The sequence below is a fragment of the [Phormidium] sp. LEGE 05292 genome (assembly GCF_015207735.1).
Taxonomy (GTDB): Bacteria; Cyanobacteriota; Cyanobacteriia; order Cyanobacteriales; family Aerosakkonemataceae; genus Floridanema.
This window is the reverse complement of record NZ_JADEWG010000070.1, coordinates 1-13766: the sequence shown is the minus strand read 5'-3', so window position 1 is coordinate 13766 and position 13766 is coordinate 1. Positions and strand designations below refer to the sequence as shown.

The window sequence follows — 13766 nt, the reverse complement described above, 5'->3', positions numbered from 1 at the left end:
TTTTTAACGCCTTAATTTTCGGCGTTTACGGATCTTAGCACAAGTTTAGGCAAAATCATCAAATTTAGTATATTTGATGCTAATACCCGTAGCAAATCACACTATTAATGTGATATAAATTACATTTTGACAACGGAAAAGTCACATTGTTTCCTTGCTAGTAATCACGCTACTGGAAATGTGTTCCAAAGTAGAATATATTTCATAGTTACCATTGGGAGACTATACACAAATGAAAATTTACGACAAGTGCTTAAAGCCGAATCCATTTACTACTTATCGCGATCCAAAGACAGGTAAATGGATTGTAGTTATACAAAATCATGTTCCAAATCCCCAAAACCAAGCAACTTCCTAGCCCAAAGGAAAAAATACTTTTAAATAGGTTGATAAAATTAATTCACCTAAGAAAACAGTTATTGCTGCCCCCAATGCCAGGAAAGGACCAAAGGGCATAGCTTGTCGTCGGCTTAGTAAGCCAAGAGCGATCGCTGCTCCACCAACAAAAGATCCTATTAAACAAGCTAAAAATCCAGCTAATAATAAATACTTCCAACCTAACCAAGCTCCCATCATAGCGGCTAATTTGGCATCTCCTCCTCCCATAGCAGCTTGTCCAAAGATCATCGAGCCTACAATAATAATCAAGTCAAAAATCCAAATTCCTAAAACAGCACCTACTACACCTGCGATTAATTGATTAATTCCTTGGGTTAAGTTGTAATTGGGCAAAAAACCAAGTATAAATTGAAACAATAACCCAATGATTAAACCTGATTGAGTTAGAGAATTGGGTAAAGTCATGGTATCTAAATCAATTAATGCCAGGGCTAATAACCAGCATAAAAACGTCCAAAAAGCAATGGTTTGTAGGGAGAAACCGAACTGCCAAAAAACCAACAAAAATAAGATTCCCGTTGCAGTTTCTACCAAAGGATAACGGGGAGAAATTTTGCTGTTACAATAGCGACAACGCCCACGTAACCATAACCAACCAAAAACCGGAACGTTATCATAAGCTTTTAATTGATTTAAGCATTTAGGACAGCGAGAGGGTGGATAAAGTAAGGATAGTTCAGCTGGTAGTCGGTAGATAACTACATTGAGAAAACTACCAAGACATGAACCTAAGAAAAACACAAATATATTGAGGGTTAATTCTATGAAAAAATCCACTTTTCATTCTCCTCGGAAGTTTTGAATTGACGATGTAATTAAGTTTGTTGCTGCTTCTTGATTTAAGGGTGCAGAAAAAAGATAGCCTTGCCCATATTCACATTGCAATTGGCGGAGTTTTGTTAGTTGTTGCAGTGTTTCTATGCCTTCGGCAATTGCTTCTATGCCTAAGTTATGAGCTAAAATTACAATAGCTTTGGAAATTTCTAGACTGTTAATATCATCATCTATACTTGTGATAAAAGAGCGATCGATTTTTAGGCTATTGCTAGGAAAGCGATGAAGATAACTCAAAGAAGAATAACCTGTGCCAAAGTCATCTATATGAATTTTAATACCTAATTCTTTTAATTGATTAATTATGGCGATCGCAGATTCAGTATTTTCAATAATTGTACTTTCAGTAATTTCCAGCTTTAAGAAACGGGTATTTAAGTCAGTAGTTTGTAAAATTCGTGTAATTTGTTCGACTAAATTTGCTTGAGCGAATTGTTTACCGGAAAGATTTACTGAGATTGTTAAAGATTCCGCAATTGGGATTTGCTCTAGCCATAATTTCATTTGTTGGCAAGCTTGACGCATTACCAACCAATCAATTTGTACTATTAATCCCGTTTCTTCTGCTAAAGTGATAAATTCCCCAGGATTTATTAAACCACGTTGCGGATGTTGCCAACGCACTAAAGCTTCAAAACCGACTATTTGGCAGTTGGTTAATAAAACAATTGGCTGATAATACACTACAAATTCTTGGCGTTCAATTGCTCTACGCATATCAGTTTCTAGCTGTAGCTGTGCTACAACTTGAGCGTGCATAGATGTATCGTATACTTGATAACACTCTCCTCCAAATCGCTTGGCACGATACATAGCAATGTCAACATTGCGGAGTAAAGTTTCCATATCATCGATAGTTTCAGAACTCAAAACAATACCGATACTAGCATTAGCAAATATTTCATAATCTTGGATAATAAAAGCTAGGTTTAATTCTGTAATCAAGTGGTTAGCAATTCCACAAACAACTTGAATATCTGAAATATTTTCTAGGAGAATAGCAAATTCATCTCCACCGAAACGAGCAACCATGTCAATAGTAGGTAAGCAATTTTTGATGCGAGATGCGATCGCAATTAGTAGTTGATCTCCTATGATATGTCCTAAGCTATCATTCACTACTTTAAAACGGTCAATATCTAAAAATAATACAGCAAAAGAGTAATTTTCTTGCTGTTTTGCTCGCTCTGTTGCTTGTTGCAATCGAGTTAAAAATAAAGCTCGATTTGGTAAACTTGTCAATGAATCATGAAATGCTTGGTAGGCTAATTTTGCTTCAGCCAATTTTTGTGCTGAAATATCCCGAAAAACGAAGACTGCACCTTTAATTCTACCTTGATTATCTTTAATTGGTGCCACACTATTTCCAATTGGCACTAGTTCACCATTTTTTGCCACCAGTAAACTTTGTGGCGGTAAGTTAAAAGTATTACCAGATTCTAGTGTTTCTGCCACAGGAATTTGAATGGGAGTAAGATCGATTTCATCAATTATTTGAAAAACCTCTAATAAATTTTTCCCAATAGCTTCTTCTTGCTGCCACCCAGTTAAATTTTCTGCGATCGGATTCATGAAAGTAACACAAGCTTTATTATCATTAGCAATTACTCCATCACCGATACTTTGCAGTATAGCAGTAAACCATTGGGACTTTTCTCGTAATTGCGTTTCTATCTGATGTTTATACAATGCCATTTCAATAGCAGTATGTAATTCTCTTTCTTCAAAAGGTTTGATTAAGTAACCAAAAGGTAATGTTAACTTGGCACGTTTTAATGTTTCTTTATCTGCATAAGCGGTTAAATAGATTACTGGAATTTCTAATTCTGAGCAAATGATTGCAGCTGCTTGTATACCATCAATTTTGCCAGCTAATCTAATATCCATTAATACTAAATCAGGTTGAGTTTCTTTGGCTTTTTCAATAGCTATTTCCCCTGAATCTACAACTGCTGTCACTATATATTCCAAATCTTCTAAAGTAGTTTGTAAATCCATAGCGACAATTCCTTCATCTTCGACCACTAAAATTTTTGATTTTTCCATATTTATATTGTTTTTCATGCTTAATTTTTGATTAAATTGTAATTTATCAAAATTTTGAATTCTGTGCCTTTATTTGTACTCTCATAGTTAAATTCACCATTTATTTGTTGAGATAAAACTTTAACTATTTTTAAGCCTAAATGTTTGAATGTTTCCAAGCTGAAATCTTGAGGTAATCCCACTCCATCATCACTAATTATCAAGGCTAGTTTATTTTCCGAATCTAACTTTGCTGTGACTTGGACTGATCCTTTTCTACCTTGGGGAAAAGCATATTTTAAACAGTTAGAAATCAATTCATTAATTATTAAACCGCAAGAAATTGCTAAGTCAGGGTCTAGGAAAATATTTTCATCCAATTCAGTATGTAAAGTAATGAGACTAGCTGGTAATTTATAAGAACGAAATAATTCTTGAGCCAAGTTTTTAATATAATAATTCAATTGAATTTGGGACATATCTTTAGAAACATAAAGTTGTTCATGAATCATTGCCATTGCTCTGACACGATTTTTACAGTCTTTGAATATTTCTAAAATTGATTCTTCCTGAATATATTTAGATTGTAAATTTAGTAAACTATAAATTACTTGTAAGTTATTTTTGACTCGATGATGAATTTCCCTAAGTAAGACTTCTTTTTCTTTTAAAGAAGCTCTAATCTTATCATCTGCTTGTTTGCGTTCAGTAATATCTGTAACTCTTCCCAAATTAAATTTTTGACCTGCTACTTGAATTTGTTTTGCTGCAAAGTTCCCCCAAAAAATGTTACCTTTTTTTGTAACATATTCTAGCTCTCTAGTCCAAAAACCCCGCTCTCTAATTTCTGCAACGATACTGGTTAACTCAGTATCTAGAAATCGGTGCTTTTGCAAACTTTGTCCTTCTATGTTAAGTAATTCATCTTTACTGTCAACTTCAAACAGTTCTACTGCTCGTTTATTACAATCTACATTTAATAATGTTTCACCATCAACGATAAAAATGGCATCGGTAGACTCATTAAAAATAGCTTCTTTGAGATCTCGACTATAAATAAGAGCTAATTCAGCTTGTTTGCGATCGCTAATATCCCGATGAGTTCCCGCCATTCGTAAAGGAGCTCCATTACGATCGCGAACTACAACTCTGCCATAATTAGCAATCCATTTCCACTCACCAGATTTAGTTTTTAACCGATAATCAAATTTATAAGGAAGAGAATCATTCTTTAAATGCTCGTTTCGTTTATCCATCACCCAAACTTGATCTTCGGGATGAATTAGACTTTCCCAAGTACTAACGTGATATGGTAATTCTGTTACCTCATAACCTAACATTTGTAGCCATTGCGGACTGAAATAAAACTCTCCAGTAACAATATTCCAATCCCATAAACCCTCCCCCGAAGCTTCTAAAGCTAAGTGTAAACGTTCCTCACTCAATCGCAATTTTTCTTCTGCTAATTTACGTTCTGTAATATCTTGAATTTGGGCAATAAAATGTAAGGGTTTACCTAAAGCATCCCTAACTAAAGAACCACTTAAAAGAATCCAAACGGTATATCCCAATTTGTGAATGTATCGTTTTTCCAAGTGATAATAACGAATTTCGCCAGCTAATAATTGCTGCATCAAATTGAGATCTTTCTCTAAATCATCTGGGTGAGTAATTGCTTGAAAACTAGTCTTGAGTAATTCTGGTTCTGAGTAACCAACAATTTCACATATAGAACGATTAACCTTTAACCATTGTCCCTCTAACCCTACTATTGCCATACCAATGGCAGCATAATCAAAAGCATTGCGAAAACGTGCTTCGCTTTCCCTGAGTGCTTCTTCTGTCTGTTTCGGTTTCATCGTTCAATAGTCTAATTTCTGGTAAATGCCGAGCAAGCATTTCTAGAGGTTGCTATAATTACATGATATTTCTTCTATGTAATAAATTCATTATGACTAATCAATGTATAAGATATATAAATTAACTAAACCTTATTAGCAAAGTTGTATTTCCCAATTTGGTATTTTTTATCACAACTCAACAACATACATAACTCAAGTTACTATTTACTAACGTGGTGATAGGTAGTGGGTAGTGGGTAGTAGGTAGTAGGAATCCTATTACCCATTACCTACTACCTACTACCAACCTCAATTTAATAACTAGCAAATTGCTTTACATAGAAAATTATTTAAGCCTTGCGACACTTGCGTAAGTAATATCCCAAAAGTAAAATTTTGCCTAAATTCTGCTTCAGGCAATTAGCGAAGCTTAATTTATTTACATTGAAAAACTTTGAGTTATAGTTGTCACAATGAATGAATCAGTAAGTTAATATAATTCCGATTCAATTTCATTAAATGGCACAAAACATTCTGCGGGGAGGAGAACTATTTTCTGAGCAAAAATCAGTTTACCTCGATAATTATTCCGATTAATTACCACACCCAAAGGGCGATGCGAAATGTTGGGATGTACTTCGTAGTAAATGCGATAAATGTTACGAGCAGCTTTCAGTATACCTGGGTCTGCCAAAGTCGGAACATTTGCGGAACTGATGTTAACTTCTACCTGTGGTTTTCCAGCTTTTAGCACAGTTTTACCCCGATTTCTCTTGGATTTGTTAGGTGCGGCGGCAGCTGATAATATTAGCTGCCAATTAACACAAGGAAGACCTAAGATTGGAGGTTTTCTAGTTCTGTCAGCAGGGTATCTCCCATGCCTCGACAGCCCAAAAGTTTCATCCCTTCTGACATAATATCGCCAGTGCGATAACCTTTGTCTAGGACTTGCAATACCGCTTGCTCAATTTGATCGGCTGCGAGGGGTTGGTCAAGTCCATAACGCAGCATCATGGCGGCGCTAAGCACCTGTGCTAAAGGATTTGCCTTATCTTGACCAGCAATGTCAGGGGCCGATCCGTGAACTGGTTCAAACACTCCAGGGCCACTAGCACCTAAACTGGCAGAAGGTAACATCCCAATACTGCCTGTTAACATCGCTGCTGCATCAGAAAGAATGTCGCCAAATAAGTTTCCGGTAACAATTGTGTCGAATTGTTTAGGGGCACGAACTAACTGCATTGCAGCATTGTCTACATAAAGATGGGATAATTCGACATCAGGATATTCTGCGGCTAATTTGGTAATACGATCGCGCCACAACTGCGATACTTCTAACACATTTGCTTTATCGACTGAGCAAAGTTTACCACCACGTTTCTGAGCAGTTTCAAAGGCGACTTTACCAATGCGATCGATCTCGCTTTCAGTATAAGCCATCGTATTTACACCCCGTTTTTCCCCACTTTCTGTGGGAAAAATTCCCTTGGGTTGACCGAAATAAATTCCCCCAGTTAGTTCTCTCACCACCATAATATCCACACCTTCTACCACTTCTTTTTTTAATGTGGAAGCGTCAATTAATTGGGGTAAAATTTTTGCAGGACGCAGATTAGCAAATAAACCTAATCCCGCCCTTAATCCTAAAAGTCCGCGTTCTGGACGTTGCTGAGAAGGTAAATTATCCCACTTCCAACCCCCGATGGCGGCGAGTAAAACGGCATCACTGTTGCGACAAATTTCCAATGTAGAGGGTGGTAACGGATCGCCTGTATCATCAATAGCAGCACCACCAATTTTTGCTTGTTGAAATTCAAAGGTGATATCTAATTGCTGACCTACTGCTTTTAATACATCTACTGTAACAGCCATTATTTCCGGGCCAATACCATCGCCCGGTAAAAGCGTAATCCGATATTTTTTTGCTTGTGTCATGTGTGTTTGAGCTTGAAATCGCAGAATATTTATTTTGGCATTTAATTGTTACCGAAATCCTAATTATTTCGCAGTTTATTTATATTTTGTTCCCAATTTGCCCCATCAAAAGGAACAATGCGAAACCGCGACAAGACATCTTCATCCAAACAATGTACATTTACATCTATGCCATCGGGGTGCGATCGGGGTATATAAAAAGAATGTATCCCACAAATTCGGCAGAACAGATGTTTCGCCACTCCCGTATTAAAAGTATAAGTCGTCAAAGCATCTTCACCCTGCAACAACTTAAACTGTTCCTTGGGAACTATTAAATGCAAAAAACCCTTCTTTTTACAGATTGAACAATTACAATCTGTGGCTTCGTGCTCATCAACCACCACCTGAAATCGCACCGCGCCACAGTGACACCCACCTTGATATGTAACAGCTTCTCCTACTTCTGCTGTCATCGGGAAATACTCCTATCTTCTTGCTCTGCTTTCTAGTTTATCTTTTTCCCAGCCGAAAGCCTTCAAATTTCATCTGTGTTAATCTGTGTGCATCTGTGGATATCTGTGGTAAAAAATCCTATATTTTGCAGTTTTACCAGAAACCTAATGATTATTTACTTCGCTATTATTACCATTATTGCTGCTATTCTCAATTAATTTTAGTAATTCATCTAAAGTTTTTTCAAAATCAGATTCTAACTGTCTTTTAATTGGTTGTAAATCTTCAGCAAAAGGTTGATTATTGACTTCTATACCAAAACTTTCCAATAAATTTTTAATTGCTTGCAATCTCGCAGCCAAGAACTTAATTCTTTGCCATTTATCTTCAGAAAAACCACTCATATAATTCCAGAGTATTAAAAATAACAGATACGAATAGGACTTACGCTTTAACTTAAAAAATAGGAGCTAACCGTTAACTGTTTACCGGAACTCTAATTTAGTAAACAGGTAATAGCACTGCACTTTTTGCGTAAGTCCCAAAGAGGTGTCGGTATTCATTGCTTTTCTTTTCTATTTTCTGCTATTAAGGTTATGTATAATTTATACTCAGGTTAAGCTTAGTTGAGCCGTAGAGAAATGACCGCTTAGGATGGAGGGCAATTAATTGAAGATTATTTTACACATTACCGAAACCGCACAATGGGAACAGGCAAAGAATACTGGCAATTACTATAACAATACATTAGATTCTGAGGGATTTATTCATTGTTCAACCATAGAACAAATTGAAAAAACCGCTAACACTTTTTTCGCTAATCAAACCGGATTAATTTTACTTTGTATTGAATCAGAAAAAGTGCAACCAGAAATTAAATATGAAGCGGTAGGAGAAGAAAAGTTTCCCCATATTTATGGGTTGTTAAATACTGATGCTGTGATTGATGCGATCGCTTTTGGGCCAGATGCCAACGGCAAGTTTAAATTACCCCCAGAACTTGCTAAATTTAATCTTTAACTACTCAATAAAATTAGCAAATGAAAACATACGATTGGATTGTTGTTGGTGGCGGAATCACAGGTGCGGCATTAAGTTACGAACTAGCAAAAATAGGCTTTTCTGTACTACTTTTAGAAAAAGATGTTAAGCCACAAAATTCTACTCGTTATAGTTACGGTGGTTTAGCATATTGGTCAGGAACAACTAAATTAACTAGGCAACTTTGCGCCGAAGGAATTAGCCGTCATCGCATTTTATCTGAAGAATTAGAGACTGATACAGAGTTTCGGGAATTAGACTTAATTTTAACCATTGATACCTCTGAAGATCCAGAAAAAGTTGCCACTGCTTACAGCCAATTTGCTATTCCTCCCAAACTGTTAAATAGCCAAGAAGCTTGTGAAGTTGAACCTTTATTAAATCCTGACTCTATCAGTGGTGCTTTAACAGTTAAACATGGACATATTAACCCGGAGTTAACTACCCAAGGTTACACTCAAGCTATGATTAGATTAGGCGGAAAAATCCAAATCGCCGAAGTCTTAGGTTTCCTTCAGGAAAAGCAACAAATTTTCGGAATAAAAACCGCCAACGAAACTTACCAAAGTGCTAATGTTGTGGTTTGTGCTGGGGGAGTTAGCCGCAGTTTACTAAAAGCTGCGGAAATCAACATTAGATTGTTTTTTACTCATGCTGAATTAATCGAAATAGCCCCCGTTGATTTGAGGTTACGAACTTTAGTTATGCCAGCACAACTCAAACGGTTTCAACTAGAAGCAGAAGCTAGCAAATCAGAAGTTGAACATCTTTGGGAACAGCCAGAAACAGAGATAGTTCCATATATTTTAGATCCGGGTGCAATTCAATTTCAAGATGGCAGAATTATCATTGGACAAATTAGCCGGACATTGAGCGATCGCCATGCTAGAATTAATGCCAATACCAGCGAAACTGCCCTGCGTACCCAAGTTGGAAAAATCCTGCCCAAATTGGCGAATTTACCAGGAAAATGGCATCATTGTTTAGTAGGATTTAGCCATAATCGTTTACCTGTAATTGGGGCAATTCCCAATTTTACAGGCATTCACATTTTTTCCGGTTTTAGTAATCCTTTGGTATTGATTCCCCCATTAGCAAAACGTTTTGCCAAAGCACAAATTGGCGAAGATTCTATCATTAATCAACTGAAACTATCGTAAAAAACTGAAACTAAAACCAGGAGCGGGATTTATGGATTTACATGATTGTCAGGATTAATTTCTGTAAATCCTGGCTAAACTTTCCCTGGCTTCCAGTGTCCTTATTTAACAGCAAAAACTATGAAACCCTTAAAAATAGCAACTTCCACTCTGTTAACTTCCCTGTGTTTAGGATTACCCGCTCTAGCCCAAACTAACGCACCTCAAACCACAGTACAAGTTACCGAAGATCAAATAATTAATGCTTGCGTCCAAGGTAGACCAGAAACTTTGCCCATACCATTTCGAGACTTATCACCGAATGATTGGGCATTTAAAGCAGTAATGAACTTATATTACTGTGGTGCGATCGGCCCAAACACACCTCCAGCAGCAATTGAAACAATTAGAAATAATCAAAGAAACAGGTTACAAACAACTACTCCAAACAATCAAAACAATACATTCTAAGAAAGTTCGTTGTAGGGACTTCAGTCCCTACAACGAACGGTTATGAACTTATGCTCTAAAAGCGGAATTCGGTTTGCAAGTTACCTACAAAAACCGTTGGGTTATCATCGAAATTATTGATATTTCCAATTACATACAACGATGGCACAATACCAATATTGGGCGTAATAGGAATGAAGTAAGTTGTGCCAATTTCGTATTGAGTACCGCCATTGCCACCGCCAGCAACTAAAAATTTCCGACCTTCCAAAACATCAAAGGGAATCACAAAATTCACAGTTGCTAAAGCACCTTTTTTTCCTAGATCAGGAAAAGCTAACCCAGCTTGGATATTTTGGGCATTAATATTACCATCAGGGCGTGATTCGTCAATCGGACTAATATTGGTACTAGAATAGTAATAACGGCCAAAAATGCCAAAACCTTTGGTAATTAACCAATCAAAGTTTACCCCAAAAGTATCAGCAGAGGCATCATGAAGTCTACCACCAAAACCATCATCAGCTACTCCTAAAAGTGGCTGTCTAGCAATTTGTCCAAGAGGATTCCTGGGTAAATTAGAGTGCAGATAAAGAAAACGAATATTAGCAGTTGGTGTTGGTTTTATAGTCAACTCAGCAGTAATGCTGTCTGCACCATTAAACAAACCTATGTTAGGATCGGCAGCTGGACGTGGGCCAGGATTAAATTCAATACTTTCGGTCAAATATGCAGTGCGAAATTCAAAGTTTTTCGAGATATTCCACTCAACAACTGCACCTGCACCCCGTTTGGTATAAGTCAGAAGAGAACTGTTGATTGCGTTGAAAGTATTAGCACCTGTAAAGGGCAGAGTGAAAGGATTAAAATCAAAGTGAAGATACCAGTTAATTCTCGGCCCAACAGTAAGTCGTAAGTTGTCAGCAACAGGGAAACTATAGAACAGTTCACCAAGTACAACTTCATTGGCAAATACACCAGCAGTTTGATCGAAAAATGGTGTTCCAGCAGTGTTAAATAACCCAGCAGAAAGCAACTGATTGACTGGTGAATTACCATTTCCTGCTACTAATTTAGTTACTAAAGAATCCCTACCATTAAAAGAAGTATTCAAGGTTAACCAGGCTAATCCACTCATGGTAGTATTGGGATTAGTTGCTCTTCTAACCATTGGTTTATTAGTGGCAGGATCGCGCATTGCTATAGGTGGGGGGCCACTAAAACCTTCAACTTTGACATTATCTCCAGCTATAGAAGCTGTGGTGAAATTAAAAGCGACAAAACCATTAAGTTTAGTAGTAGTAGAAAATTGATTTGCTTCTACTTCACTAACTCTGGCTTCTAAAGCATCAACTCGACCGCGCATCGATGCCAATTCTACGGCAAATTCTTCTTGTAACCTTCGCAGTTTATCTAAATCTTCTTTACTTATTCCTTGGGGTAAAGCAGCGATTAATTCTTGAATTCGATCCAAACAACTATTTAACCCGGCGGCGAATTCATATCGAGTCATTGCTCGATTACCACGATAAGTTCTGTCGGGATAACCTTCAATACAACCGTAACGTTCTACCAATGATTGTAATGCTTGAAAAGCCCAGTCTGTGGGTTGAACATCGCGCAATTGGGAAACGGATGTTACCTGATCTAATTCGGAAGAATTGGGAGAATCTGTTGCCGTTTGATTTATATTATCAATGGTAGTAGTATCGCCTAGATCGGGAACCTGAGCAACTACGATCGCATCCACATTCCTACCTTTTCCATTTTCCGTCAGATCTGCGGCAATCGCGCCCCAAGGCATTAACCCACTAGCAAAAAAAATTACTGGACTAATTAGCCAACTCTGCCACAAAAATTTATTCATTTCTCCTCACACCAAAAGAAAAGCTCGTAGAACGAATGATACTAACAAACTTAGATATACCTAATAGTAAAACTCAGCCACAAACTGTTCGATCGGATACTGGCATAATACTGTTGGGGCAATTGCCAAAGAGTAGCTTATGATGGAAAGCTGGCATACTTTGAAGTTGCGTCAGTTGCTCCATGAACATCACTGCTGGTAAAGTCCTACAAAATGGCAAGTACATCCTGGATAATGCTATTGGTCAGGGGGGATTTGGCATTACCTACAAAGCTACCCACAACTATCTAGGACAGACGGTTGTCATCAAAACTCTTAACGAAGAACTGCGCCGCGAAGGGTATTTCGATCGCTTTCAGCAACAGTTTGTCGCCGAAGCCCAAAGACTTGCCAAATGTCAGCATTCCAACATTGTGCGAGTGCTAGACTTTTTTGAGGAAGATGGTCAGTCTTTCATTGTTATGGATTATATTCCTGGCCCGACCCTAGCCGAATTAGTCGCCCCAGGACAGCCTTTGACAGAACCACAAGCCATTCGCTACATTCGTCAAATTGGTTCTGCTTTAAAGGTAGTCCACCAAAATGGTTTACTTCACCGAGATGTCAAACCGCAAAATATTATTCGGCGTGAAGGGACAGAAACAGTAATTTTAATCGATTTTGGTATTGCTCGTGAATTTACCCCTGGAGTTACCCAAACGCACACAGGTGTATTATCAGCCGGATATGCACCTATAGAACAATATTTACCACAAGCCCGTCGTAGTCCGGCTACGGATGTTTATGCTTTAGCTGCCACGCTTTATTTTGCGCTGACAGGACAACCACCAGTAGCAGCTGCATTGCGCGATCGCATTTCTCTTCCTCATCCTACCGAACTTAACCCCAACATTAACCGCCAAACAGAACAAGCAATTTTGCGGGGGATGGAAATGGAAGCCGCCAAACGCCCACAAACTATAGAAAATTGGTTATCCCTACTGCCAATTCTACAAACAGAAGATCCATCGCTAACTAGCGTCACTGAAACTATTGTGCCAGATAGTGCGATCGCCAACCCACACCGTCAGCAAGTAGCCATTCCCCCCATCTTCCAAAATCGCAAATTCAAATCCTTAGCCATCACCGCATCCATCGCCGCCCTAGTCGGAATAACATTTGGTTTAGCCCTCCGCTTCAGCAATGGCGGAACCATCTTACAACGTCCACAGTCCTTTCCCCCTACCGAAAATTGGCCTACCGCAGAACCCACCATTTCCCCCACCCCCGAACCAGAAGCATCACCACAAAACTCTCCAACTAGAAATTCACAAACTAAAACAAATTCACCAACAATCAAAAATTCACCAAAAACACCTATAGCCGAAGAACAACCTACCCCACAACGTCCGCGTCGCAAAGTCCGTTCTGAACAGCCTTACCAGCAACCTGTACGTAACTACCGCCGCACCACACCCTCAACCCAAACTATTCCAGAAACCACTAACTCCAACCAATCACAAACCACAACCCCCAATTCCAACTCCTCCTCCAACTCCAATTCCTCAACTACCCCAGAAACAAATTCCCCACCAGAAACCCAACCCACACCAACCAACAATTCTGCCAACAACTCACGAAACACCGAATCCTCACAACCCTCACCTCTACAAATCATGCCCCCCATCCCCCCATCCTCGGAACCCATAACTCCCCCCAGCCAGGAAACTTCTCCCAGTCAATAAGAAGGCAGAAGGGAAGAAAGGCAGAAGGCAGAAGGCAGAAGGCAGAAGGCAGAAGGCAGAAGGCAGAAGGCAGAAG

The 13766-nt window shown here is 38.4% G+C and carries 13 protein-coding genes; 5 read left to right on the top strand and 8 right to left on the bottom strand.

Annotation, left to right across the window (positions count from 1 at the left end; all coding sequences use genetic code 11):
* The first annotated feature begins 232 nt into the window (after positions 1-232).
* Positions 233-358: a hypothetical protein gene (locus IQ264_RS33475; RefSeq protein ID WP_265583082.1), complete on the top strand. Its 126-nt coding sequence runs from the start codon at positions 233-235 to the stop codon at positions 356-358.
* On the opposite strand, the gene IQ264_RS18910 is transcribed toward IQ264_RS33475, so the two are convergent.
* The 7 genes from IQ264_RS18910 to IQ264_RS18880 all read right to left on the bottom strand — a co-directional run bounded on the left by IQ264_RS18910 (position 355) and on the right by IQ264_RS18880 (position 7873).
* A complete protein-coding gene (locus tag IQ264_RS18910; protein WP_193982357.1) occupies positions 355-1176 on the bottom strand; it encodes a prepilin peptidase in 822 nt (273 codons plus the stop codon). The genes IQ264_RS33475 and IQ264_RS18910 overlap by 4 nt on opposite strands.
* Positions 1177-1179: 3 nt before the next feature.
* Positions 1180-3297 (bottom strand): GGDEF domain-containing response regulator, encoded by a 2118-nt coding sequence (locus tag IQ264_RS18905; protein WP_193982356.1) that lies wholly within the window; start codon positions 3295-3297, stop codon positions 1180-1182.
* Between the two features lie 2 nt (positions 3298-3299).
* Positions 3300-5117: a PAS domain S-box protein gene (locus IQ264_RS18900; RefSeq protein WP_193982355.1), complete on the bottom strand. Its 1818-nt coding sequence runs from the start codon at positions 5115-5117 to the stop codon at positions 3300-3302.
* A 472-nt stretch (positions 5118-5589) separates the two neighbouring features.
* A complete protein-coding gene (locus IQ264_RS18895) occupies positions 5590-5853 on the bottom strand; it encodes a hypothetical protein (RefSeq protein WP_322744745.1) in 264 nt (87 codons plus the stop codon).
* 80 nt (positions 5854-5933) lie between these two features.
* A complete protein-coding gene (leuB, locus tag IQ264_RS18890; RefSeq protein WP_193982354.1) occupies positions 5934-7034 on the bottom strand; it encodes a 3-isopropylmalate dehydrogenase in 1101 nt (366 codons plus the stop codon).
* 59 nt (positions 7035-7093) lie between these two features.
* Entirely contained in the window at positions 7094-7489 is a 396-nt protein-coding gene (locus IQ264_RS18885; protein WP_193982353.1) for a GFA family protein, read from the bottom strand.
* Positions 7490-7633: 144 nt separating this feature from the next.
* Positions 7634-7873 carry a hypothetical protein gene (locus IQ264_RS18880; RefSeq protein WP_193982352.1) on the bottom strand — a complete coding sequence of 80 codons (240 nt, stop codon included), beginning with the start codon at positions 7871-7873 and terminating at the stop codon, positions 7634-7636.
* Between the two features lie 265 nt (positions 7874-8138).
* Here IQ264_RS18880 and IQ264_RS18875 point away from each other — a divergent pair, with 265 nt between their 5' ends.
* The 3 genes from IQ264_RS18875 to IQ264_RS18865 all read left to right on the top strand — a co-directional run bounded on the left by IQ264_RS18875 (position 8139) and on the right by IQ264_RS18865 (position 10120).
* On the top strand, positions 8139-8489 hold the full coding sequence (locus IQ264_RS18875; protein ID WP_193982351.1) for a DUF952 domain-containing protein: 351 nt from the start codon (positions 8139-8141) through the stop codon (positions 8487-8489).
* A 20-nt stretch (positions 8490-8509) separates the two neighbouring features.
* Entirely contained in the window at positions 8510-9670 is a 1161-nt protein-coding gene (locus tag IQ264_RS18870) for an NAD(P)/FAD-dependent oxidoreductase (protein WP_193982350.1), read from the top strand.
* Between the two features lie 120 nt (positions 9671-9790).
* Positions 9791-10120 (top strand): S-layer protein, encoded by a 330-nt coding sequence (locus tag IQ264_RS18865; RefSeq protein WP_193982349.1) that lies wholly within the window; start codon positions 9791-9793, stop codon positions 10118-10120.
* A gap of 55 nt (positions 10121-10175) precedes the next feature.
* On the opposite strand, the gene IQ264_RS18860 is transcribed toward IQ264_RS18865, so the two are convergent.
* Complete coding sequence (locus tag IQ264_RS18860) at positions 10176-11966, bottom strand: iron uptake porin (RefSeq protein WP_193982348.1); 1791 nt, start codon at positions 11964-11966, stop codon at positions 10176-10178.
* 182 nt (positions 11967-12148) lie between these two features.
* On the opposite strand from IQ264_RS18860, the gene IQ264_RS18855 reads away from it, so the two are divergent.
* Positions 12149-13690 (top strand): serine/threonine protein kinase, encoded by a 1542-nt coding sequence (locus tag IQ264_RS18855; RefSeq protein WP_228061646.1) that lies wholly within the window; start codon positions 12149-12151, stop codon positions 13688-13690.
* The last annotated feature ends 76 nt before the right edge of the window (positions 13691-13766 follow it).